This is a genomic window from Amycolatopsis sp. GA6-003 (assembly GCF_046267895.1).
Taxonomy (GTDB): Bacteria; Actinomycetota; Actinomycetes; order Mycobacteriales; family Pseudonocardiaceae; genus Amycolatopsis.
Window position 1 is genome coordinate 1,373,053 of record NZ_CP176499.1, and the last position, 20,441, is coordinate 1,393,493.

Annotated in this window: 19 protein-coding genes; 8 read left to right on the forward strand and 11 right to left on the reverse strand. The window is 71.0% G+C overall.

Annotation, left to right across the window (positions count from 1 at the left end):
• Positions 1 to 106: 106 nt before the first annotated feature.
• Both F9C12_RS05850 and F9C12_RS05855 read left to right on the forward strand, forming a co-directional pair.
• Positions 107 to 505: a hypothetical protein gene (locus F9C12_RS05850; protein ID WP_409465076.1), complete on the forward strand. Its 399-nt coding sequence runs from the start codon at positions 107 to 109 to the stop codon at positions 503 to 505.
• 34 nt (positions 506 to 539) lie between these two features.
• Positions 540 to 1,142, forward strand: coding sequence for an endonuclease (locus F9C12_RS05855; protein WP_409180945.1), 603 nt, complete (start codon positions 540 to 542; stop codon positions 1,140 to 1,142).
• On the opposite strand, the gene F9C12_RS05860 is transcribed toward F9C12_RS05855, so the two are convergent.
• The 3 genes from F9C12_RS05860 to F9C12_RS05870 form a co-directional block, all read right to left on the reverse strand.
• The gene (locus F9C12_RS05860; protein ID WP_409465077.1) at positions 1,139 to 2,059 is read right to left on the reverse strand and encodes a universal stress protein; all 921 of its coding nucleotides are present in this window, start codon (positions 2,057 to 2,059) and stop codon (positions 1,139 to 1,141) included. The two genes, F9C12_RS05855 and F9C12_RS05860, sit on opposite strands and share 4 nt — an antisense overlap.
• 1,021 nt (positions 2,060 to 3,080) lie before the next feature.
• Entirely contained in the window at positions 3,081 to 4,124 is a 1,044-nt protein-coding gene (locus F9C12_RS05865; protein ID WP_409465078.1) for a GAF and ANTAR domain-containing protein, read from the reverse strand.
• Between the two features lie 139 nt (positions 4,125 to 4,263).
• Complete coding sequence (locus tag F9C12_RS05870; RefSeq protein ID WP_409465079.1) at positions 4,264 to 4,665, reverse strand: STAS domain-containing protein; 402 nt, start codon at positions 4,663 to 4,665, stop codon at positions 4,264 to 4,266.
• Positions 4,666 to 4,974: 309 nt separating this feature from the next.
• Here F9C12_RS05870 and F9C12_RS05875 point away from each other — a divergent pair, with 309 nt between their 5' ends.
• On the forward strand, positions 4,975 to 6,327 hold the full coding sequence (locus F9C12_RS05875) for a cytochrome P450 (RefSeq protein WP_409465080.1): 1,353 nt from the start codon (positions 4,975 to 4,977) through the stop codon (positions 6,325 to 6,327).
• Between the two features lie 78 nt (positions 6,328 to 6,405).
• Here F9C12_RS05875 and F9C12_RS05880 read toward each other — a convergent pair whose 3' ends face one another.
• Together F9C12_RS05880 and F9C12_RS05885 are read right to left on the reverse strand one after the other, a co-directional pair.
• Positions 6,406 to 6,912, reverse strand: coding sequence for a type 1 glutamine amidotransferase domain-containing protein (locus F9C12_RS05880; protein WP_409180950.1), 507 nt, complete (start codon positions 6,910 to 6,912; stop codon positions 6,406 to 6,408).
• 98 nt (positions 6,913 to 7,010) lie between these two features.
• Entirely contained in the window at positions 7,011 to 7,472 is a 462-nt protein-coding gene (locus tag F9C12_RS05885) for an SRPBCC family protein (protein WP_409180951.1), read from the reverse strand.
• 114 nt (positions 7,473 to 7,586) lie between these two features.
• Here F9C12_RS05885 and F9C12_RS05890 point away from each other — a divergent pair, with 114 nt between their 5' ends.
• Entirely contained in the window at positions 7,587 to 8,879 is a 1,293-nt protein-coding gene (locus F9C12_RS05890) for an NAD(P)/FAD-dependent oxidoreductase (protein ID WP_409465081.1), read from the forward strand.
• A 34-nt stretch (positions 8,880 to 8,913) separates the two neighbouring features.
• Complete coding sequence (locus tag F9C12_RS05895) at positions 8,914 to 10,005, forward strand: Vms1/Ankzf1 family peptidyl-tRNA hydrolase (RefSeq protein ID WP_409465082.1); 1,092 nt, start codon at positions 8,914 to 8,916, stop codon at positions 10,003 to 10,005.
• 52 nt (positions 10,006 to 10,057) lie between these two features.
• Here the strand turns inward: F9C12_RS05895 and F9C12_RS05900 are convergent, their stop codons facing one another.
• Both F9C12_RS05900 and F9C12_RS05905 read right to left on the reverse strand, forming a co-directional pair.
• The gene (locus F9C12_RS05900; RefSeq protein ID WP_409465083.1) at positions 10,058 to 11,020 is read right to left on the reverse strand and encodes a TIGR03557 family F420-dependent LLM class oxidoreductase; all 963 of its coding nucleotides are present in this window, start codon (positions 11,018 to 11,020) and stop codon (positions 10,058 to 10,060) included.
• A gap of 125 nt (positions 11,021 to 11,145) precedes the next feature.
• Positions 11,146 to 11,517 (reverse strand): STAS domain-containing protein, encoded by a 372-nt coding sequence (locus F9C12_RS05905; RefSeq protein WP_409180955.1) that lies wholly within the window; start codon positions 11,515 to 11,517, stop codon positions 11,146 to 11,148.
• Between the two features lie 329 nt (positions 11,518 to 11,846).
• Between F9C12_RS05905 and F9C12_RS05910 the strand changes: the two genes are divergently transcribed.
• Positions 11,847 to 12,002, forward strand: coding sequence for a hypothetical protein (locus F9C12_RS05910; protein ID WP_086024889.1), 156 nt, complete (start codon positions 11,847 to 11,849; stop codon positions 12,000 to 12,002).
• A 63-nt stretch (positions 12,003 to 12,065) separates the two neighbouring features.
• On the opposite strand, the gene F9C12_RS05915 is transcribed toward F9C12_RS05910, so the two are convergent.
• Entirely contained in the window at positions 12,066 to 13,082 is a 1,017-nt protein-coding gene (locus F9C12_RS05915) for a Glu/Leu/Phe/Val dehydrogenase dimerization domain-containing protein (protein WP_409465084.1), read from the reverse strand.
• Positions 13,083 to 13,142: 60 nt separating this feature from the next.
• Here F9C12_RS05915 and F9C12_RS05920 point away from each other — a divergent pair, with 60 nt between their 5' ends.
• A complete protein-coding gene (locus tag F9C12_RS05920; protein ID WP_409180957.1) occupies positions 13,143 to 13,625 on the forward strand; it encodes an Lrp/AsnC family transcriptional regulator in 483 nt (160 codons plus the stop codon).
• Between the two features lie 72 nt (positions 13,626 to 13,697).
• On the opposite strand, the gene F9C12_RS05925 is transcribed toward F9C12_RS05920, so the two are convergent.
• The 3 genes from F9C12_RS05925 to F9C12_RS05935 are packed head-to-tail and all read right to left on the reverse strand — an operon-like array spanning position 13,698 to position 19,267.
• On the reverse strand, positions 13,698 to 15,527 hold the full coding sequence (locus F9C12_RS05925) for a beta-galactosidase (protein ID WP_409465085.1): 1,830 nt from the start codon (positions 15,525 to 15,527) through the stop codon (positions 13,698 to 13,700).
• Positions 15,527 to 17,410: a beta-N-acetylglucosaminidase domain-containing protein gene (locus F9C12_RS05930; RefSeq protein ID WP_409465086.1), complete on the reverse strand. Its 1,884-nt coding sequence runs from the start codon at positions 17,408 to 17,410 to the stop codon at positions 15,527 to 15,529. The genes F9C12_RS05925 and F9C12_RS05930 overlap by 1 nt, the downstream gene beginning before the upstream one ends.
• A 9-nt stretch (positions 17,411 to 17,419) precedes the next feature.
• Positions 17,420 to 19,267: an alpha-L-fucosidase gene (locus F9C12_RS05935; RefSeq protein WP_409465087.1), complete on the reverse strand. Its 1,848-nt coding sequence runs from the start codon at positions 19,265 to 19,267 to the stop codon at positions 17,420 to 17,422.
• A 219-nt stretch (positions 19,268 to 19,486) separates the two neighbouring features.
• On the opposite strand from F9C12_RS05935, the gene F9C12_RS05940 reads away from it, so the two are divergent.
• Positions 19,487 to 20,356 carry a hypothetical protein gene (locus F9C12_RS05940; RefSeq protein ID WP_409465088.1) on the forward strand — a complete coding sequence of 290 codons (870 nt, stop codon included), beginning with the start codon at positions 19,487 to 19,489 and terminating at the stop codon, positions 20,354 to 20,356.
• Positions 20,357 to 20,441: the final 85 nt, after the last annotated feature.

Genomic DNA, 20,441 nt, shown 5'->3' on the forward strand with positions numbered 1-20,441 from the left:
CAGGCCGTTCGGGTGCCTGCGCGACTTCCGGCGGCGGTGGTTGGCCCGCCGCCGGGCGGGGTAACCCAGTGCGCATGGTGTTCAGCGCGAGGCGAACGGACCGGGCGTGCTGACGGTGGCTTCCCCGGTGGTCGAACTGCGGCTGGCAGCGCACGGAGAACTGCTTTCCCTGGCCAAGCTGGTGGCGCAGGACCTCGCTGTCTCGGCGGCGTTCGGTGCCGACGAGGCCGAGGATCTCCGGCTGGCCGTGGACGAGGCGGTTGCGGCGCAGGCGCGACGGGCGGACGACGGTGCTGTCGTGGAATGCGCGTTCCGCTGCGCCGGCCGGATGACAGTCACCGTCGCCACCACTTCGTCGTGGGCATTCCCGCCCGGACCGGACGAGGTCGGCTGGCACATCCTGCGCGCGCTGACCGATTCGCTCGACGCCTGGACCGAACCCGCGCCCGGCGCGGACGGCTGGCGGCTGTGCGTCGAATTCGCCAAGGACCCGTACGCGCGCTGAGTTTCGCTTCTGCCCGAACGGGAATCCGGCCCGCATGCGCCGAGTGGACGAACTCCTCGCCGAGCACGGCACGACGTTCGCCGAGGAGGCCGGGATCAAGCTGGCCGACAAACCGCAACCGCTGTACCGGCTGCTGGTCCTCACCACGCTGCTGTCGACGCGGATCAGCACCGAGATCGCCGTCGCCGCCGCGCGCGAACTGTCCCGTTCGGGCTGGCGCTCCCCCGCCGCGATGCGCGATTCCACGTGGCAGCAACGGGTTGACGCTCTCGGTCGCGCCCACTACGTCCGGTACGACGAAAGCACCGCGCAGCATCTCGGCGAAGGCGCGGACTTCCTCCGCGAGAAATACCACGACGATCTGCGCCGGATGGCCGACGCCGCCGACGGCGATCCGCAACGGCTGGAAAAACTCCTCACCGAATTTCCCCGGGTTGGCCCGACCGGCGCGCAGATCTTCTGCCGCGAAGCACAAGCGGTCTGGCCGTGGCTGCGCCCGTATTTCGACCGCAAGGCGTTGGACGGGGCGAAGAAGGCCGGGCTGCCCGCCGACCCGGAGCGGCTGGCGAAACTGGTGCCGGGCGAGGATTCGGCCCGGCTGGCGGCGGCGTTGGTACGGCGGAGCCTGCAACGCTAGCCGGGGTGCTCCTCGACGCCCTCCCGCACGATCGCGACCGGACACGGTGCGTGATAGGCCATCGCGTGGCTCACCGAACCGAGGAATGCTCCCCGCAACGCTCCGCGACCGTGCCCGCCGACCACCAGCAAGGTCGCCCCTTCCGCGTGGTCCAGCAGCACTTCGGCCACGCTGCCGAGCGCGACCTCCCGCTGCACCACGACGTCCGGATGCCGCTCACCGAGGCCGGTCAGGGATTCCGCGAGCACCCGTTCGCCCTCGTCCTGCGGGCTCTGCTGCCCCTCGCAGCCGGAGCGGGCCGGGCCGAAGACGTCCTCCGGCGGTTCCGACCACACGTGCACCGCGTGCAGGGTGCAGCCGTGCCGGTCGGCGAAGTCGTACGCGTACCGCACCGCCGCGACACTGGCCGGCGACCCGTCCACGCCGACGACCACCCGTCGCGCCTTCTCCCTGGAAGCCCGGACCACGACGACCGGGCGCGCGCTCGTGTGCACCACCTGCGAGGCCGTCGACCCGAGCAGCAGCCGGGGCAGCCCGCCGCGCCCGGACGCGCCGACCACGATCAGCTCGGCCTGCCGTCCGATGTCCGCCAGTTCCCAGCTGGCCCGCCCGAACCGCACCCGGGTGCGCACCGGAAGCTCCGGCCGTTTCCGCGCGATTTCAGCGGCGACCTCGGCGAGTTCCTTCTCCGCGTAGTCCAGAACGGACTGGTCGGCCACGATCTCGCCCGCCACCGGCGTGAGCACGCCGGGCACGAAGTCCACGTTCGGCATGGGCAGCGTCATCGTCCGCACGACGACCAGGCAGGTCCCGAGCGCCTCCGCCTCAGCGGCGGCCCAGTCGACGGCGAGGCGGGCCCCTTCGGAGCCGTCGTCCCCGACCACGACCCCCGGCTCGGCCTGGTTCGCTTCGTCCATCACCGCCTCCGTTCGCTCCGGCGCTTTTCCCGGGAGGTACCCGGTCGCCTCGCAGGGCAATCGGCCGCTCCCGCCGTTGGTCAACGCGGCTGAGGCGGAACGGGCGGCTCCGGCGGAGGCAACGGCCCCGGCCCCGGCCGCGGCGGCGGCGCAGGCTCCGGCGGAAACGGCGGCACCGGCTCCGGCGGCGACGGAACAGGCTCCGGCCCAGGCGGCACGGGGTGCACCATGACGGGCTCCTTCCTCAGTCGGCTCCCCCGGGACGGCTACCCGACGGAGGGGCTCCGGACACGTCGGATCGCCGGGCTGCTCCGCGTGCGGCAGGTGGGAAGGTGTGGGAGGTGCTCGGCGGGCAAGCCCTCGCGATGCCCGGGCCGGACACGTTCGGCCTGGACGACGTGAGCGGCTCGGCCATTCGGGCTACCCCCGCTGCTCGCGACTCGGGGCTCGCGGTTCCGGGGGCCTTGCGACTCGGCTCCTCCGCTGCTCCGGGGGCTCGCGGCTCTAGGACTCGGCGGCTCTTGGCTCGGGGGCCCGGGCAGGGCTCGGAGCTCCCGGGGGCTCGGAGCTCCGGGGGCTCGGAGCTCCCGGGGGCTCGGAGCTCCGGGGGCTCGGAGCTCCGGGGGCTCGGGGCTCGGGGCTCGGGGCTCGGGGCTCGGGGCTCGGGGCTCGGACCATTCAAGCCATTTGGGTCGCGCGGATTTCTCGGCGGCTCGGCCTTCTCAGGCGACGCAGGCCACTCGGCCCCCTCGGACTGCTCGGCCGCCCGAGCTGGCACAGGTCACTCGAGCTACTCGGCCGCCCAAGCCACCAGCCCACCAAGGCGCCCCACCAGGTGACTCGGCCACCCGCCCGGGCCGCCAGGGCACCCCGCCCGGCTGCCCGGCTGCTCGGTTGCCCAGCCATCCAGTCTGGAGAACCTCCTGGCGCACACTCCGAAAACCGCAGCTTCCCACCCACCCCCAACGAAAACCGCAGCTCCCGTCCCTCACCCGCCGAAAACCGCAGCTCCCCGGGGCAATCACACCGGGTCCGGCTCCCCCATCTGCGCGACCGGGCCGTCCAGTTCCTCGTGCCGCGCCGCGAGTGTCCCCGCCAGGTGCACCAGTTTCACGTTCAGCTGCTGCGACGTCCGGCGCAGCAGGTCGAACGCCGCCTCCGCGTCCAGGCCCCGGCGGGCCATCAGGATGCCCTTCGCCTGGCCGATCACGTCGCGGCTGTCCAGTGCGCGCCGCAGTTGGGCCTGGTGCAGTTCGCTCCGGGTCACGGCGTCCGTTTCGGCCACCGCGAGGGTCGCGTGGCTGGCCAGGAGCAGCACGACGTCGCGGTCGGCGTCGGTCAGGCCGCCGGGGGTGCGGGAGTAGAGGTTGAGCGCACCGGAGAACCGCGAGTCGGCGTCGTCGACCAGTGCGGTCGCGAGCACCGAGCGCCAGCCCAGTCCGGCGGCCTCCGGGGACCATCGCGGCCACTGCGCGTCGCCGCGCAGGTCGGGCGATTCGAGGAATTCCGGGCGGCCCGGCACCGCCGCGTCGTGGCACGGGCCCTCGCCCAGTTTGTACTGCAGCACGTCCAGTTCGACGGCCTTCGGGTCGGTGAAGGCGGCGGTGTGGAAGCCGCCGTCCGGGGCACGCAGGGTGATCGAGACCAGTTCGGCCGCGGGCACCAGCGAAGCGGTCGCGTCCACGACCAGCTGCAGGACCTCGCCGACGGTCCGCGCGGCCAGCAGCATCTCGGTGAGCGACCGGAACTGCTCTCCGGACGGCCGCACCGACTCGTCCTCCAGCGCCAGCGCCGCGGACGCCGAATCGGAGACCGGGACGCCCTCCTCTTCGAGCACCTGGCGCGCCAGCCGGCCCTCGCGGCAGGCGAACACCGCTTCGCTCGGCTGGGCCGTGTCGCGCAGGGCGGCGAGGTCTTCGCTGGAGAACGAGGTCAGCTCGCTCAGCTCGAAGACCACCATCCGCGGCTCCGCGGCCAGCGCGTCGCCCACTTCGCCGCGCAACGCGGACGGGTCGCCGCTCAGCCGCACGACGGCCGAGTAATCGACCGGCCTTCCGCGTTCCACTGTCGCCTCCCCGGCCGGCCGGACACCGGCAAGCGGTTGCCAAAGTACTCGGATCCCGCCGGTACGCCAGCGCGCCGGAAGAGAACTCCGCCCGGCCGCACCGGGCAAAACCCGGGACGGCCGGACCGGTCGAACGCGGTCAGCCGACCTCGGCCGCCAGGGTCCGCGCGGCGGCGTTCCTCGCGACGGCCTCGGCGAGGCGTCCGACCACCCGCAGTTCCCGGTCGAGCCCGAGAACGCGCAGCGGCCGCACGACGGCGCGCTGAGCAGCCACCACGACGAACTCCACGCCCGCCGCGGCCGCCGCCCGCGCGGCCTCGGTCAGCACTTCCAGGCCGCTGACCGAGCAGAACGTCAGCCCGGACAGGTCGGCGACCAGCACCGGCGGCCCCAGCGAAGTCTCGTCGGCCAGCGCCTCGCGCAGCCGGGAGGTGGAGCGCTGGTCCAGTTCCGCGGAGACCGCGACGACGGTCTCGTCCGCGGTGGCGGTGATCAGGATCCTCGCCGGCGATCCCGGCAAGCAAGCAAGCTTTTCGTGCATCGAGCCCTCCTCGCGGCTGCGAGACCGGGCCGAAACGTGCGGCCCGGCCCTGGGCCCGGACGAAACCGGGCCGCATCGGGGTCAGGCGACGGCACGTGGGCTGAACCGCTCCTGCCCTCGACCGTACCGCAGCGTCCTGCCCGCGACCAGGCGCAACCGCGGCCGAGCCGGGGGCACTGTGGACGATCCGGGCTCCGCGCCGGCCGCGGAACCGGTCCGCACCTGGCGGTTTCCCCGTCCACAACGGATCCTCGGCCGCCGGGAGCGCGGCCCGGGTTTCACTCGAACCGGCCCGGGTACCCGAACAGCATGGCGACCACCCACGCGACCGCGAGCCCGGATTTGTCCGAACTGCCCCCGGCCGACATCCGCCCGCAGCGGGCGTCGGTCCGCGACACCGGGCGCATCGTCGCGCGGGTGGTCGCCCCCACTGTCGGCATCGGACTGATCAAACGCCGTCCCCGCGCGATGGCCGCGGCGCAGAAACTGCACGTCGACCGCTCGGCCGTCGGGCTGCTGCGCGAGCTGCGCGAACGCTACGGCCCCGGCCCGCTCGACCTGCCCGTCCCCGGCCGTTCGTTCCGGCTGGTGCTCGAGGCGGACCACGTCGGCGCGCTGCTGGCCGGCACGCCCACGCCGTTCAGCCCGGACACCGCCGAAAAAGACGCCGCCCTGCGCCATTTCCAGCCGCACGGCGTCCTGATCTCCAGCGGTTCCGCCCGCGCGCGGCGGCGGAAACTCAACGAGACCGTGCTCGAACCGGGCCGCGCCGCCCACGAACTCGCCGGGACCTGGGCCGACGACATCCGCACCGAAGCGCACGAAATGCTTTCCGGGTTCCCCGATCTCGACGCGACCCAGTTCACCGAGCATTTCTGGACGATCGTCCGCAAGATCGTGCTCGGCGGCGACACGACGGCCGACCGGCGCGTCACCGATCTCCTGGACCAGTTGCGGCTCAACGCGAACTGGGCGTTCGCGCACCCGCGCCGCGAGGACCAGCGCCGCCAGTTCCAGTCCCTGCTCGACCGCCAGCTCGGCCTGGACCGCCCGGGCAGCCTCGGCGCGGCGATGGCGAAACAGCCGGCCGGCCCGGACCTCGACCCGACCGGCCAGGTGCCGCACTGGCTGTTCGCCTTCGACGCCGCCGCGATCGCGACCCTGCGCGCACTCGCCCTGCTCGCCACGCATCCGGACGAACTGGCCGAGGCCCGGCGCGAAGCCGCCGAAGCGGATCTCTCGACGCCGCAACAACTTCCGTACCTTCGCGCTTGCGTCCTGGAGTCCGTCCGCCTCTGGCCGACGACGCCCGCGCTGCTGCGCGAAAGCACCGAAGACACCGCTTGGGGCCCGGAGGGAACGTCGTTCCTGATCTACACGCCGTTCTTCCACCGCGATCCGGAAACGTTGCCGTACGCGGATTCCTTCGTCCCGGACATCTGGCTGGACGGCCGCGCGAAGGCCAACCCTGCGCTCGTGCCGTTCAGCGCCGGACCCGGCGTGTGCCCAGGCCGCGACGTGGTGCTCTTCACCGCGTCGACCCTGCTCGCCGCTTTGCTGCAGCAAGCGGCCTTCGCGCCGCGCGGCACTGCCGCCGACCTCCAGCCGGGCAGGCTTCCCGCGACGCTGAACCACTTCGGCATCAAGTTCGCGCTCTCCTGAGACTCAAGCTCCAGACACGCGAAAGGGCTCCTCGAGGGGAATCAGAATCCCTCAAGGAGCCCTTTCGCGAACCGTGCCTTACTTCAGCCGCTCGAGCAACGCGTCGCAAAACGCGGGCAGGTCGTCCGGATTCCGCGACGTGATCACGCCGTCGTCCGTGACGACCTCGCGATCGACCCACTCGGCCCCGGCGTTGCGCAGATCGGTCCGCAGCGAAGGCCACGACGTCACCGTCCGGCCCTTGGCCAGCCCCGCCTCGGCGAGCAGCCAAGGCCCGTGGCACACGGCCGCGACCGGCTTGCCCGCGGCGGCCGTCTCCCGCACCAGCGCCACCATCGGCTCGCTGGTGCGGATCTTGTCCGGCGAATACCCGCCGGGGACCACGACCGCGTCGAAGTCCGCCGCGGCCACGTCGTCGACCGCCTGGTCGGTGGTGATTTCCGTGCCGTGCAGGGCGGTGAGCTTCTTGCCCTTCGCCAAGCCGACCACCACCGGCTCGTGCCCGGCGGAGCGCAATCGCTCGCACGGCACCCGGAATTCGTCGTCCTCGGTCATTTCGTCCACGAGCACTGCCACGCGGGCCATGCTGTTCTCCTCTCTGGACGGGGAATCGCTCGCGCCCCGGTTACCCGCCGCCCGGCCGGGCCATGCCCGCCTGTGCGGCGCCCCACGGCCGGCGATGGTCAGCCGGGCCGCTCGACGTCGCCGCGCCAGGACCCCGTTTCGCGTCCGCGCTGCTCGATGAACTGCTTGAACCGCATCAGGTCGCCCTTCACGCGGCGGTCCAGGATGCCGAGCTTGTCGGCGGCGTTCTCGGCGAATCCCTCCGGGTCGAGTTCCATCTGCGCGGTGACCCGGGTCTTGGTGTCGGCCAGCCGGTGGAAGGTGATCACCCCGGCGTGGTCCGGCCCGGAATCCGAGCGCCACGCGACCCGCTCGTCCGGGTGCTGCTCGGTGATGGTCGCGTCGAATTCCCGGCCGACGCCGCCGAATTCGGTGACCCAGTGCGTGTGCGTCGCGTCGAGCTGGCGGACCTCCTCCACGCCCTCCATGAACTCGGGGAACGATTCGAACTGCGTCCACTGGTTGTACGCGGTCGACACCGGGACGTCGACGTCCACGATTTCGGTGATCGTGCTGCTCATGCAGTCCTCCTCGCCATCGGGTACCGGGTCCGGGTGCCCGGGGCGCGCCGGGCCGAAACCGGCGCGATTGCCCGGCCGCGCTCCGGGTACCCGTCCGGCGGAAAGGAGGCGCCCATGCGAGTCGTGATCGTCGGCGGCGGGTTCGCCGGTTACCACGCGGCGCGGAAGCTGCTGCGGACCCTCGGCGACCGCGCCGAGATCGTCGTGCTGAACCCCACCGACTATTTCCTGTACCTGCCGTTGCTGCCGGAGGTGTCCAGCGGGATCGTCGACCCGCGGCACGTCGCGGTGTCCATTCCGGACACTCTGCGCGGCGTGCGGCTGGCGCTGGGCACCGCGGAGTCGGTCGACCTCGACGCCCGCACCGTGACCTACACCGACCCGGAGGACCGCGAGCGGAAACTGGGCTACGACCGGCTGATCCTCGCCGCGGGCAGCGTCAACAAGCTGCTGCCGATCCCCGGCGTCGCCGAATGCGCGCACGGTTTCCGCGGCCTGCCCGAGGCGTTGTACCTGCGCGACCACGTCACCCGCCAGATCGAACTGGCCGCCGCGACCGAGGACCAGGCCGAACGCGACGCCCGGTGCACGTTCGTCGTCGTCGGCGCGGGCTACACCGGCACCGAGGTCGCCGCGCAGGGCCCGGAGTTCACCGCCGCCCTGGCGCGCCGGCACCCCGAACTCCAAGGCCAGCGGATTCGCTGGCTGCTGCTGGACATCGCCGAGCGCGTGCTGCCCGAATTGGACCCGAGGCTCGGCAAGACCGCGGACCGGGTGCTGCGCGAGCGCGGCGTCGAGGTCCGGATGAAGACGTCGGTGGACCAAGCGGACGTCAAGGGCGTGACGCTGACCGACGGCGACGCGGTGCCGACGCACACGCTCGTGTGGTGCGTGGGCGTCCGCCCGGACCCGCTGGTCTCCGGCCTGGGCCTGGAAACCGTGAAAGGCAGGCTGGTCGTCACGCCGGAACTGAACGTGCCGGGCCGCGACGACGTGTTCGCCTGCGGCGACGCGGCAGCGGTGCCGGACCTGACCCGGCCCGGCGAAACCACCCCGATGACCGCGCAACACGCGCAGCGGCAAGGAACCCTGGCCGGGAACAACGTCGCCGCGTCGCTCGGCGCCGGCCGCGCCCGCCAGTACCGGCACCGCGACCTCGGCTTCGCGGTCGACCTCGGGTCGGGCCAGGGCGCGGCCAATCCGCTGCACGTCCCGCTGGCGGGCCTGCCCGCCCGGGTGGTCACCCGGGGCTACCACCTGCTGTCCCTGCCGGGAAACCGCCTGCGCACGGCCACGGACTGGGCGCTGGAGAAGGTCGGCCGGCGGCAGACCGTGCAGCTGGGCCTCGTCCGTTCCGGCGCGGTGCCGCTGGACACCGCTTCGCCCGAGCTGCCCCGGACCCGGTGAAACCGTCCCGAACCAACGGGAGGAAGACTCCACAATGGACACACAAGAACTTCGCGCGCTGCTGACCGACGGGCCGTTCGTCTCGGTGCACTTCGACGAATCGCACGACACCGAGGACGCGGCCAAGCAATTGCGGTTGCGGCTCAAGGAGATCGAGGCCGCTCTCGAGGACCAGGGCGCGGACCGCGCGAGCGTCGAGGCGGTCCTCCGCACCGTGGAGGAGAGTACTCCGCCGGTCGGCAAGGCCGGGCGGACCATCGTCGCCGCGCACGGCACCGTCCTGCTGGACCGGCGGCTCGCGGCCCCGCCGCCCGCGCAGGAGGCGCGCTTTTCCGAGCTGCCGTACTTCCTGCCGACCGTCAGCCACCTCGACGAAACCCCCGCGCATCTGGTGGTGCTCGTCGACCGGACCGGCGCGGACATCGAGGTGCACCGGCCGGACGGCAGCGTCGAGACCGAGACCGTGCACGGGCAGGAACACCCGGTGCACAAGGTGCGCGGCGGCGGCCCGGCGCACCGCGACATCCAGTCGCACGCCGAGCAGACCGCGCACAACAACCTCGCGGAGGTCGCCGACCACGTCGCGAAGACGGCGGAGCGCGTGCGGCCGCGAGCGATCGTCCTGGCCGGCGAGGTCCAAGCCCGCACCGAACTGCGCGAGCGGCTGCCCGAGCCCGCCCGCTCCCTCGCCGCGGAGGTCGACGCGGGCAGCCGGGCCTCCGGGGCGGGCCGCGACGAGCTGGACCGTGCGGTGCACGAACTGCTTACCGGGCAACGCTTGCGCGAGCTGGACGACCTGGCCGACCGTTTCCGCGCCCAGGCGGGCCGCGACTCGGCGTTGGCGGTCAGCGGATTGTCCGCCGTCACCGCCGCGCTGGCGGAGGCGAACGTGGCGACGCTGCTGGTCGGCGACTCCGGCGAGGCCAGCGTGTACGCCGGTTCGGAACCGGCTCAGGTCGGCGTGGCGCAATCCCGGTTGGACGCGCTCGGGGTGCAAGACCCGGCCCGGCGGCGCGCGGACGAGGCCTTGCCGTACGCGGCGCTGGCCGTCGGCGCCGACGTCGTGGTGATGGATGAGCGGCTTGACCTGACCGACGGATTCGGGGCGCTGCTGCGGCATCCGTGACGGCACGCGGAAATGGGCCCGGATGCCTCGGCACCCGGGCCCATTTCCGTTGTCACCGCAAGGCGGGCAGCAGTTCCCGCTCCGCGAACTTCATGAACTCCGGCTGATGCTCCGGACCGCCGATCTGGATCAACGCCAGATCGGTGAATCCCGCCTGGGCGAACTGCTTCGCCGCGTCCACGATCGGCCCGGCATCCGGACCGCACGGGATCCCCGCCGCCACGTCGTCCTCGCGGACGTACTGCGTCGCCGCGTCGAACGCCTGGGTGCCGGGCAGTTCGGCGTTCACCGGCCAGCCCGAGCCGAACCACCGGAACTGCTCGTGCGCCCGCCGGATCGCCGCCCCGCGGTCCGGGTCCCAGGCGACCGGCAGCTGCCCGATCTTGCGCGTCGGCGGCCCGACGCGTTCGTGGTCCCATTCCGCGCACAGCTCGGCTTTCGGTTCGACCGCCACCATCGCGTCGGCCACCGGCGCGAACCGCTTCACCGATTTCGAGCCGGACACCGCGATCGCGATCGGCACCCGCGTCGGCGACAGGTCCCAGAGTTTCGCCCCGTCGGCGCGGTAATGCTGCCCGTGGTAGGTGAACGGGCCGCCGTCGAACAGGCCGCCGATGATCTGGACGGCCTCGGCGAGCCGGTCGTGCCGCACCGAAACCGACGGCCAGCCCATGCCGACGACGTGCTCGTTCAGGTTCTCCCCCGAGCCGAGCCCGAGGGTGAACCGGCCGTCGGACAGCAGCTGCACCGTCGCGGCCTTCTGCGCGACCACCACCGGGTGGTAGCGCATCGTCGGACAGGTGACGAGCGTCATGAGTTCGATCCGCTCAGTCGCCTGGGCCACCGCGCCGAGCACGCTCCACGCGTACGGCGCGTGCCCCTGTTCGGCCAGCCACGGCGAATAGTGGTCGCTGCAGGCCGCGAAGTCGAATCCGGCCTGCTCGGCGGCGGTCGCGCAGCCGACCAGCTCGCGCGGCCCGGTCTGTTCGGTCATCAAGGTGTAGCCGATGCGCATGTTCTCCCCGATCGACGGGCTGTTCCTCTCGCGGCGCCAGCGCGCGCCGGAACCTCTTCCGCCGCCCGGTTACCCGCCGCGGGCCGGGTTCACCCGTGCCGTCCGTCCGAAGGGGACTGCCCGGGTCAGGACGCGGCCAGCGCGGCCTCGACCGTGGGGTACAGCGGCAGGGTCCGCTCCAGCCCGGTGAGCTGGATCGGCCGCACGGTCGCCCGGCCGGACGCGACGATCCGCAGGCTGGGCCCGGACGGCCGGTGCTGCGTCATGGCCACCAGCGCGGTCAGTCCGGCCGAGGCCAGGAATCCCACCGCGCCGAGGTCGAGCACCAGCACCGGCGGCGCGCCGGCGAGCGCCTCGTCGACCGCGGCGGTCAGCAGCGGCGCGGTGATCATGTCGACCTCGCCGTACACCGTCAGCACCGCGGCCGGAGGCCGGTCCTCCCGCTCGACGCGGAACTCGCGCGCCGGGTCGCTGCTGGGGTCGGTCGGCTCGTCCATCGTCCTGGTCCCGTCCTCGGTCGCTCCTGCCCCGGGCCGGGCAGGCGCCCGGCCGCCACCCCATGATGCCCGTCCGGCCGCGCCGACGCAGGCGGGCGGGGATCGGTCCGCTTCGTCCGGTTCGCCGAAGCAATTCGCGCCGGAGCGCTTCCTTGCTCCATTTGCCTGAATTCCTGCCTTCGTCCCGGGCAATGCGGTGACAAATTCACCGCGAATACCGATGGCTCCGGAATTCGCGGCCGATCCGATGTTTCACTCGTCCGAGTGAGGGTATCCGAGAGTGAGCACGCCTCATTCCCCACTGAGAGAAGGAAGACGAGGTTTTCCCCGTGATTGTTCTCGGCGTCATTCTGCTCGTGATCGGGTTCATCACCTCGATCCAGATTTTGTGGAGCATCGGGATCGCCCTCGTGGTGATCGGCGCGATCCTCGCGGTGCTCGGGGGAACCGGACGCCGGATCGGCGGCCGCGCGCACTGGTACTGATCTGGCGAAAACGAAAGGCGGCCAAGGCTCCGGGCCGGGACCCGGGGCCTTGGCCCGCGTGCGTCAGCCGGCCGCCGCCAGTTCCCGCGCGGCCTGCACGGTCGTCAGCCCTCGTTCGCGCGCGTGCGCCAGAACCGCACTCGTCGTGTCGGCGATCGCGTCGATCCTCGCGTTCGCCGCGGCCTCGTCCATCCCGAGTTCCTCGCGGCCGACCGCGTGAATGATCCCTCCGGCACTCGCGACGACATCCGGAATCCACGTGATTCCCCGGTCTCGCAACACTGTCGCAACGTCCTCGTCGGCGATTTGGTTGTTCGCCGGCCCGACGATCAGCGACGCCCCGCACGCCGCCGCCGACTCGGCCGTCAGCAAGCCGCCGGTCGCGGCGGGCACCAGCACGTCCAGCGGTTCGCGCACCAGATCCGCCGTCGTCCACGTCGCGCCGAGCCGCTCCGCGAGCGGCCGGAGCCCGCCGTCGACATCCGTCACGACCACCTGTGCGCCGCGTTCGAGCAACGACTGGCAAATCAGCCGTCCGACGCTGCCGAACCCGATCACGCCCACTCGCAGCCCCGCGACCGAACCCGGCGAGACCCCGGCCTGAAGCGCCGCCAAGACTCCCCGCGCGGTCGCCGCGCTGGACGTTCCGCTGCCGCCCTGCTCCTCCGGACGGCAGAACGCCCAGCCGTGCTCGAGACGGTGGATCTCCGCCATGTCCTCGGACGTCGTCCCGATGTCCGGCCCCGTGCGATACCGGCCGCCCAGCGCGGCGATCGCCTCGGCGAGGTCGGCGATCAGGCCGGGCCGGCGCGCCGGGTCCCATCCCTCCGCGGGCAGCGCCGCGACAGTTTTGCCGCCGCCGTGAGGAAGTCCGGCCAAAGCGCACTTCATCGTCATCGCCGCGGACAACCGCAGCGCGTCGTCCGCCCCGTCCCGCCACGACGGATACGCCTTGATCCGGCACCCGCCGATCGCCGGACCCCGTGCCGTCGAATGGATCGCGACGGCGATCGCGACGCCTGACCGGGTTCCCCGGACGACCCGCAGGGTTTCCCCGGTGAAGCTCTCTGTTCGGTTCACAGAGCCAAGACTGCCTCTTCTGCCGCCTTCCAGGCTCGTCGGCGGTGATATGTTCGGGAAATGACCGAACTTCCGAACCTTGATCGGATCGACAGCCTCATCGTCGGCGAACTCCAGCAGGACGCCCGGATCCCGATGCGCGACCTGGCCGACCGCGTCGGCGTCGCGGCGTCGACCTGTTCCGACCGGATCGGCAGGCTGCAGGCCCGGCACGTGCTGACCGGGTTCCACGCCGAGGTCGACCTGGCCGCGCTGGGCAGGTCGGTGCAGGCCATGGTGTTCGCCCAGATCCGCCCGCTCAGCCGTCCGGTGATCGACCGCTTCCGCCGCGACGCGCTGGCCATGCCCGAGGTGATGGCCGTCTTCGTCCTGGCAGGCGGCGACGATTTCCTGCTGCACGTCGCGGTCCCGGACGTCTCGCGGCTGCACGCCTTCCTCGTCGAGGACCTCAGCAGCCGCAAGGAGGTCGTGCAGTTCCGCAGTTCGATCGTGTTCGACCACAGCCGGAAGCGGGCGATCGAGAATCTCGCCGGGGAGCAGTGAGCCGGTCGCCGGGGTGAAGCTGTTCCTGGCTGTTCCTGGCTGCCCCTGGCTGTCCTCGACCGTCCGCGGCGTTCAGCCCAGGTCCGCCTCCGGACGGATTTCGATCGCCTTCCCCGGACGGTGCATTTCCAGCACCACCAGCTCGTTCTTCCCCTTCCGCCACAACGACTCCGGCGCGTACAGCGTCTTCTGCGGGCCGATGTTCCAGTACCGGCCGAGGTTGAAGCCGTTCAGCCACACGACGCCCTTCTCCCAGCCGGGCAGGGCGAGGAAACCGTCGGCCGGCTCGGCGATCAGGGCGGTCGCCCGGTGGAAGGCCGGCCCGGCGCCGGGCGGGGCGGAAGAGAACCGCAGCCGGGACAGGTCGTCCAGCGGGAGCGGCCGGATCTCCCATCCGAACAGTTTCTGCTGGGTGTTCATCGCGACCCAGCCGTCGATGCCCTTGCGATCCGCCAGGTACGGCCCGTAGTTCACCCGGCCCATGGGGTCGACCAGGATATCCAGCCGGGTCCGCGGCTTCTCGAGTTTCAGGTCCAGCGTCGCGTCCGGACGGTTGCGGTCCAGAACGCCCAGCTGCACCCCGTCGGCGAACACCAGCGCGCGGTCCGCCAGGCCGTGGATGCTCAGCGGGCCGGAATGCGGGCCCTGCACGGTGGTGCGGTAGTGGATCAGGCCGGTCGACTGGCCCAGCCGTTCCATGGAGACCGGTTGCGCTGAGCGGACCACAGTGGACAGTACCGGCAGCGAGTCCAAAAGGGACACCGCGCCGGACGGGGCGACCGACTGCGCGGGCAGGCGAGGCGAGCGAGCCGGCGCGGGGACGATCGGTTGCTTGGTGTATTTGGCAATCACGGCTTGCAGGGCAGTGAACTTCGCGCCGACATCGCCCGCCTCGCCGACTGGGGAATCGTAATCGTAGCTGGTCACCGTGGGCTGATATTGCAGACCGGAGGTGTTGGCGCCAGCAGTGAAGCCGTAGTTGGTGCCACCGCAGGCCATGTACAGGTTCACCGAAGCGCCGGTAGCCAGCAGCTGGTCGACGTGGGCGGCGGTTTGCCCGGGATCGGTGGTGTGGTGCTGTTCGCCCCAGTGGTCGAACCAGCCGTCCCAGTATTCGGCCATCATGACCGGCGCGCCGGGGCGGAAGGCTTTCAGCGCGGCGATGCTCGGCGCCGGATCGCCGTCGCCGGTTCCGACTTCCAAAGTGCCCGGCAATTCGCCGAACCGCATGAAGAATTCGGAAGCACCGTCGGCGACGAAGAGAAGGCTGGTTATTCCGCGCGCCCGCAGACTGTCCCGCAAATGCGCGAGATAGCTCGTGTCATTGCCGTAACTGCCGTATTCGTTTTCGATCTGCACGGCCACGATCGGCCCGCCGTACTGCGCCTCCAGCGGAGCGAGCTGCGGGATCAGCTGGTCGTACCACGCGTCGACGGCCTTGAGATAAGCCGGATCGGCGCAGCGCAGCTCCATGTTCCGGTCCGCGAGCAGCCACGCGGGAAGACCGCCGAATTCCCATTCCGCGCAGATGTACGGGCTCGGCCGGACGATGACCTGGAATCCGAGTTCCCCGGCCAGCCGGATGAACGCCGCGACGTCGCGGGGGCCGCGGAAATCGGCGCGGCCGGGCGCGGGCTGGTGGAAATTCCACGCCACATAGGTTTCGACGGTGTTGAGGCCCAGCGCTTTGAGCCGCGACAGCCGGTCGTGCCACTGGTCCGGACGCAGCCGGAAGTAGTGGATCGCGCCGGAAACGATCTGGAACGGCTTGCCGTCCAGCAAGAACCGGTCGCCGGACACGCTCAGCCCGCGCCGGCCGGCCGCGCCCGCCGGTCCGGCGAACACCGTGCTCGCCGCGACCGCGGCCGCGCCGCCGAGGAAACTCCTCCTGCTCACGTCCATCACTCCTCCGTGCAGCCGGCCGTCGCCGCGCGGATCTGGACGAGGAACGCGTCGAGCACGCCGTCGCCGACGAGTGCCTGCCGCACGCCCCACCGGTTGCTGTTGCCCGTCTTCACCGCCTCCGCGCGCTTGACCTGCGCGTCCGCGGCTGCCGTCAGCCGTTGTGCCGTGGCGTCGTCCCCTCGGGTCGCCGCGGCGAGGGCGTCCAGCCGGGTCACCATCGCGTCGCCCCAGAGCGCGGTCGCGTCCAGCCACGGGGCCGCCTCGGCGACGAACGCGCTCTGCACCTGTCCGCCGCGGATCACGGCGGGAGCGTTGCGGATCTGTTCGGCATACGAACGCAGCTTGCCCAGCGCACGGTGGTCGCCGGCGTTCCAGCGCTGCCAAAACTCGGCGACCTTGGCCGCGAGTACGGGTGCCTGGGGCTGCCACGGCGTGGGACCGAACACGGGTGCCAGGTGTTCGAGGTCCGCGAACACCTTCAGCGCCGCCGTCGCGCGTGGATCGCCGCCAGCGAGCCGAGCCAGCGCCTGCGGCCACGAGCGGTCCGGTTCGTAGCCCGCGTCGTTCCACGAGAAGTCGGCCACCCCGAACTCGGCGACCTCGCTGGCCGCTTCCTGGTTCATCGGATTCGAGACGATGCCGTTGAGATACTTCGACAACCCCGCTTCACGGTGCGCGTACGGCGCGAGCAACAGCCGACCTGCCGACTGTTCGTAATCGTTGACCGGATAGTTGTCCCAGAGGAACACTTTCCGTCCGTACACAGTGGACACCTGTTGCGCTTCGTCGTTAGTGACACTCGGCGGCACCACCGCGGTACCGGTCCATTGCACGACCACCGACGGATCGAGGTGCTCCCGCAGCTGCGTCTTGTACGGAGAATCCTTGAGGTCGCTGTATTCCGTCGGGACTGTCTGCAGTGGACGGACTCCGTCGTGCGTCTTCACGAAGTTCTTGGTGATCTCGTTGAGCAGCGAGACCTGCGCCTTGCCCGCGGCGGCCTGGCCAGGTGCCCCGTACGCCGCCTGGTCGCCCGCGCAGTTCCACTTGGTGTAGGAGATGTCGTCGAACGGCAAGGAGAACGACCGCACGCCGAGATCGTAGACAGTCTGGAATTTCGCTTTCACCGCCGCGACATCCTGAGGCGAGGAGAAACAGATCGAGACTCCGGGAGACAGCGCATAGGTGAAGTCGACGTGGTTCGCGTTCGCCGTGCGCACCAGCTGCCCGAGCGCGGCCAGCTCTTGCTGCGGATACGGATCCCGCCACTGCGCGCGCAGGTACGCGTCGTCTTTCGCGCTGTAGATGTACGTGTTCGCTTTGGTCTCGCCGAGGAACTTGAGCTGTCGCACGCGGTCCTCGTTCGTCCACGGTGGACCGTAGAAGCCTTCGATCGACCCGCGAAGCGCCATGTTCGGCCAGTCCCGCACCGCGACGCCGCTTACCGCCCAGCTGTGTCCACTTCGGATGAACAGCTGCCGCAACGTCTGCACACCATAGAATTGCCCGGCACCGTCGCGGCCGGTGATGCTCACTCCGTCGCGTCGCACGCCGAGCGAATAGCCCTCGGCCTGAGCCGGCGCGTCTCCCCCGCCGCCGAGCCGAATGGCGAACCCGCGCTGCGCGCCGGTGCTGATCTTCTTGACTCCGTGCTGTCGCAACAGCGAAATCAGCAGGTCCTTGGCCGGGCCGTCGGTGGTGCGGTCGGTGACCAGCACGACCGAGGACGGCAACGGGACGTCGGCGGAATCGCGGGCGATTTGGTGCGGGGTCGGGGAAACGACCGGCACCGAACCCGGCTTGGCTGCGGCGGGCTGGACGACAGCGAGGGCACTCGTCGCGACGACAGCGGCGAGCCAGGCTCTGCGGCGTAGAGTCATGACTTCCTCTCAGGCGGCGGGAACGGTCCGGTACAACGCGAAGGCAGCCAGGTACGGCGTCGCTCGCGACTGCGTGACTACCACGCGCAAACGGCGGGCGGCGACCGGTGCCGGAAGGGTGACGAGACGGTTGGCGCCGATCGTGGTGACGGTCGCGATCGTGCGCCAGGCACCGTCCACTTCGGCCTGGACGGTGGCGCCCTCGACGTGCTGGCCGCGGGTGATGTCCTCCCCCAGCCGGATCTGGTCGAAGGCGACGGGCTTCGGCAGCACGACGTCCATCGTCCCGGCGAGCGCGCCGTGCGGCGGCGACCACGACGTGGTGAGCGAGGAATCCGTGACCGCGCTGAGCCCGCGCGCACCAGCGGCGAGGTTCTGCCCCTGGGTCTTCGCGATCGCTTCCCCGAAGGACGCTAACGCGGCGGTGTCCGCCGGAGCGACCCGGCCGTCGGGACCGGGAGGAACGTTCAGCAGCAGCGAGGCGTTGCGTCCCACCGAAGCGCGGTAGAGGTCGACCAGCTGCGCGGGAGTCTTCGGCTGTTCGTCCGGGTGGTAGAACCAACCCGGCCGGATTGATACATCAGCTTCGGCCGGTGCCCATTCCAGATACCGCACGGACGGATCGGCGAGCACCTGCCGCGACCCGAGGTCGGCGCCCTCCGCACCGCCGACGAACAACTCCTCGTTGTGCGCGGCGTTCGGATCGCCCGTGGTCGGCAGCGCGCTCCATTCGGTCTGGCGGGCCTGGCCCTTCTCGTTGCCGACCCAGCGCACGCCCGCCGGCCCGGCGAACGTGACCGTGTCCGGCGACAGCGCGTGGATCATCCGGAACCAGGCCGGGAAATCGTACGTTTCGCTGATCCCGTTGCCGCGCCAGGGATTCGCTCCGTCGAGCCACAGCTCGTCGATGGGGCCGTACTGCGTGAACAGCTCGTAGATCTGGTTCAGGTAGTAGGTGTTGTAATCGTCCTCGGTGACGGTGAACTTCGGCAGCTTTCCGGCCGCGAGCGCCGCGGCACGGTCGTCGTTCGGGACCAGCGACGGAATGGTCCGGACCTTCGCCGCGCTTCCCGTGCCGTACCTTCCTTGACCGGCGGGCGTGTTCGCACGATCGTCGTAGGTCGCCTGCTCCTCGATGCTCAGCGGCTGCCCCGCCGCGACCTTCGCCTCGACCCGCTTGACCTGGTCCGCGAAGAACTGCGCGGGCAACTCCGCACCATCGGCGGGCGACAAGTACACGCCGACTTTCAGCCCGGCTTTCCGCGCGGAATCGACGTAATCGCGCAAGATGTCGCCATGCGGATTGGCGCACCCGGCGGCGCGGACCTGCCAGTATGCGGACGGGTCCTGCGCCCGGTCGTTCTGCGCGGCCGCACGGGCTTTCGCAACCGCGGCGTCGCCGCAGGCGCGAGTGACCCACCACGGGCTCGCGACGACGGAGTGATTCGTATAGCGCGTCGGGTAAAGGACGAACCCGTCATGATGCTTCGCGGTCAGCATCACCTGCGTCACGCCGGCCGCCTTCATCGACCGCATCCACTGGTCGGTGTCGACCGCGGCGGGCGCGAACGTCGACTCCTTCTCCGCGCCGGAACCCCATTCCCGGTCGGTGAAAGTGTTCATGCCGAAGTGCGTGAACGCGGTGACCGGCCGCTGCTGCCAGGCGATCTGCCCGGAGCGCGGCACGGTCGCGGCGGCCTTGGCGAGGATGCGGTCCATGCCGTCGCACGACTGCACGACCTGGATCGCGGCCGGCCGGATCGGTCCGTGGCAGGCGGAGGTTTCCGCCGCGGCGGGAGCGGCCGTACCTCCGGCCGCCAGCAGCGCGGCAAGCGCCAGGCTCGCGGGAATCGACACGGTGGCCCTCCTGTCGGATCCGTGACCGAACGGTGACGGGCGGGAGCGTAAGTCGGGTATCCATCGGATGTCTAGACCTGATCGGCGGAGGCGGTGTCGCTTTCACCCATGCGCCGAGACTTGGATCAGCGCTGTTCCAACCCTTCTGCCCAGGCCTTGACGAACGCGACCCCGGAGGCCCAGTGATCTGATGGCTCCTCGTTGTAGTACCACGGCGATATGACAGCTGTTCCAGGTGAGATACCAGTTCCGGCAGCACTGCTCCGCACCGTCCGGCGCTGGCGCGAACAAGGCGAGCCGGCCCAGCCGCCGATCAGCTGGCCCCGCGACGCCTGGCAACGGCAGTTCCCGAGGCAGCAGGCGTTCCTGGACGCACTGCCCGACCGCGTCGACCGAGCCGAAGCCACCCGCCGCGCCGCGCACGCGGTGACGCCGGAGGGTGCGGAACGAGCTTTCCTGGCCGCGATGATCTGGGGCTACGGACGCACCGGCTACGGCCCCTGGCGCACCGCTCGCGTGCTGGCCGAAAACCCGGACGCGACCGAACGACTGGCGGCCGTGGCAGTCGTCGCCCGCGAACGCGGCGGGTTGGCGGCGTTCCGCGCTCTGGCGGACAAGCCGTTGCGCTACCTCGGGGTGGCGTACGGCACCAAGTATTTGCGGTTCGTCACGGCCGCACTGTCCACCGACCCGGCCGGCGCCCCGATCCTGGACTCTGTTGTACGCCGCTGGTTCGCGACGCACACCAACCTGCACCCACTGATCGACGAGTGGCGGCCCACCGCGTACGCAAGATACGTCGAGTTGCTGCGGCACTGGTCCGCGGAGCTGAACCTGACGGTGGACACCGTGGAGGAACTGATTTTCCGGTCCACGGTGGGCCGGGAAGGATCCAGCCAGTGGAGCGAGTCGTGGGCAAGCTCGGACGAGCCGGTGTCCCCGGAACGCAAGGCCCAGACCACCCTCCTGGAACTGGAGCTGCTGTTCGACACCGCCGCCCCTGACGCGGCCCGGGAAGCCCGGCCGCATCTGGACGAACTGGGCCGGATCATCCAGCGGGGCTGGGCACCACGCTCAACTCCGCCATGAGCACGGAACGCCAGTAGCGGGCCCGCTCGATGATGTCGTCGGTGAGCTGCGGGTGGAACCGGCTCAGCGCGTGAAGCCGGGCACC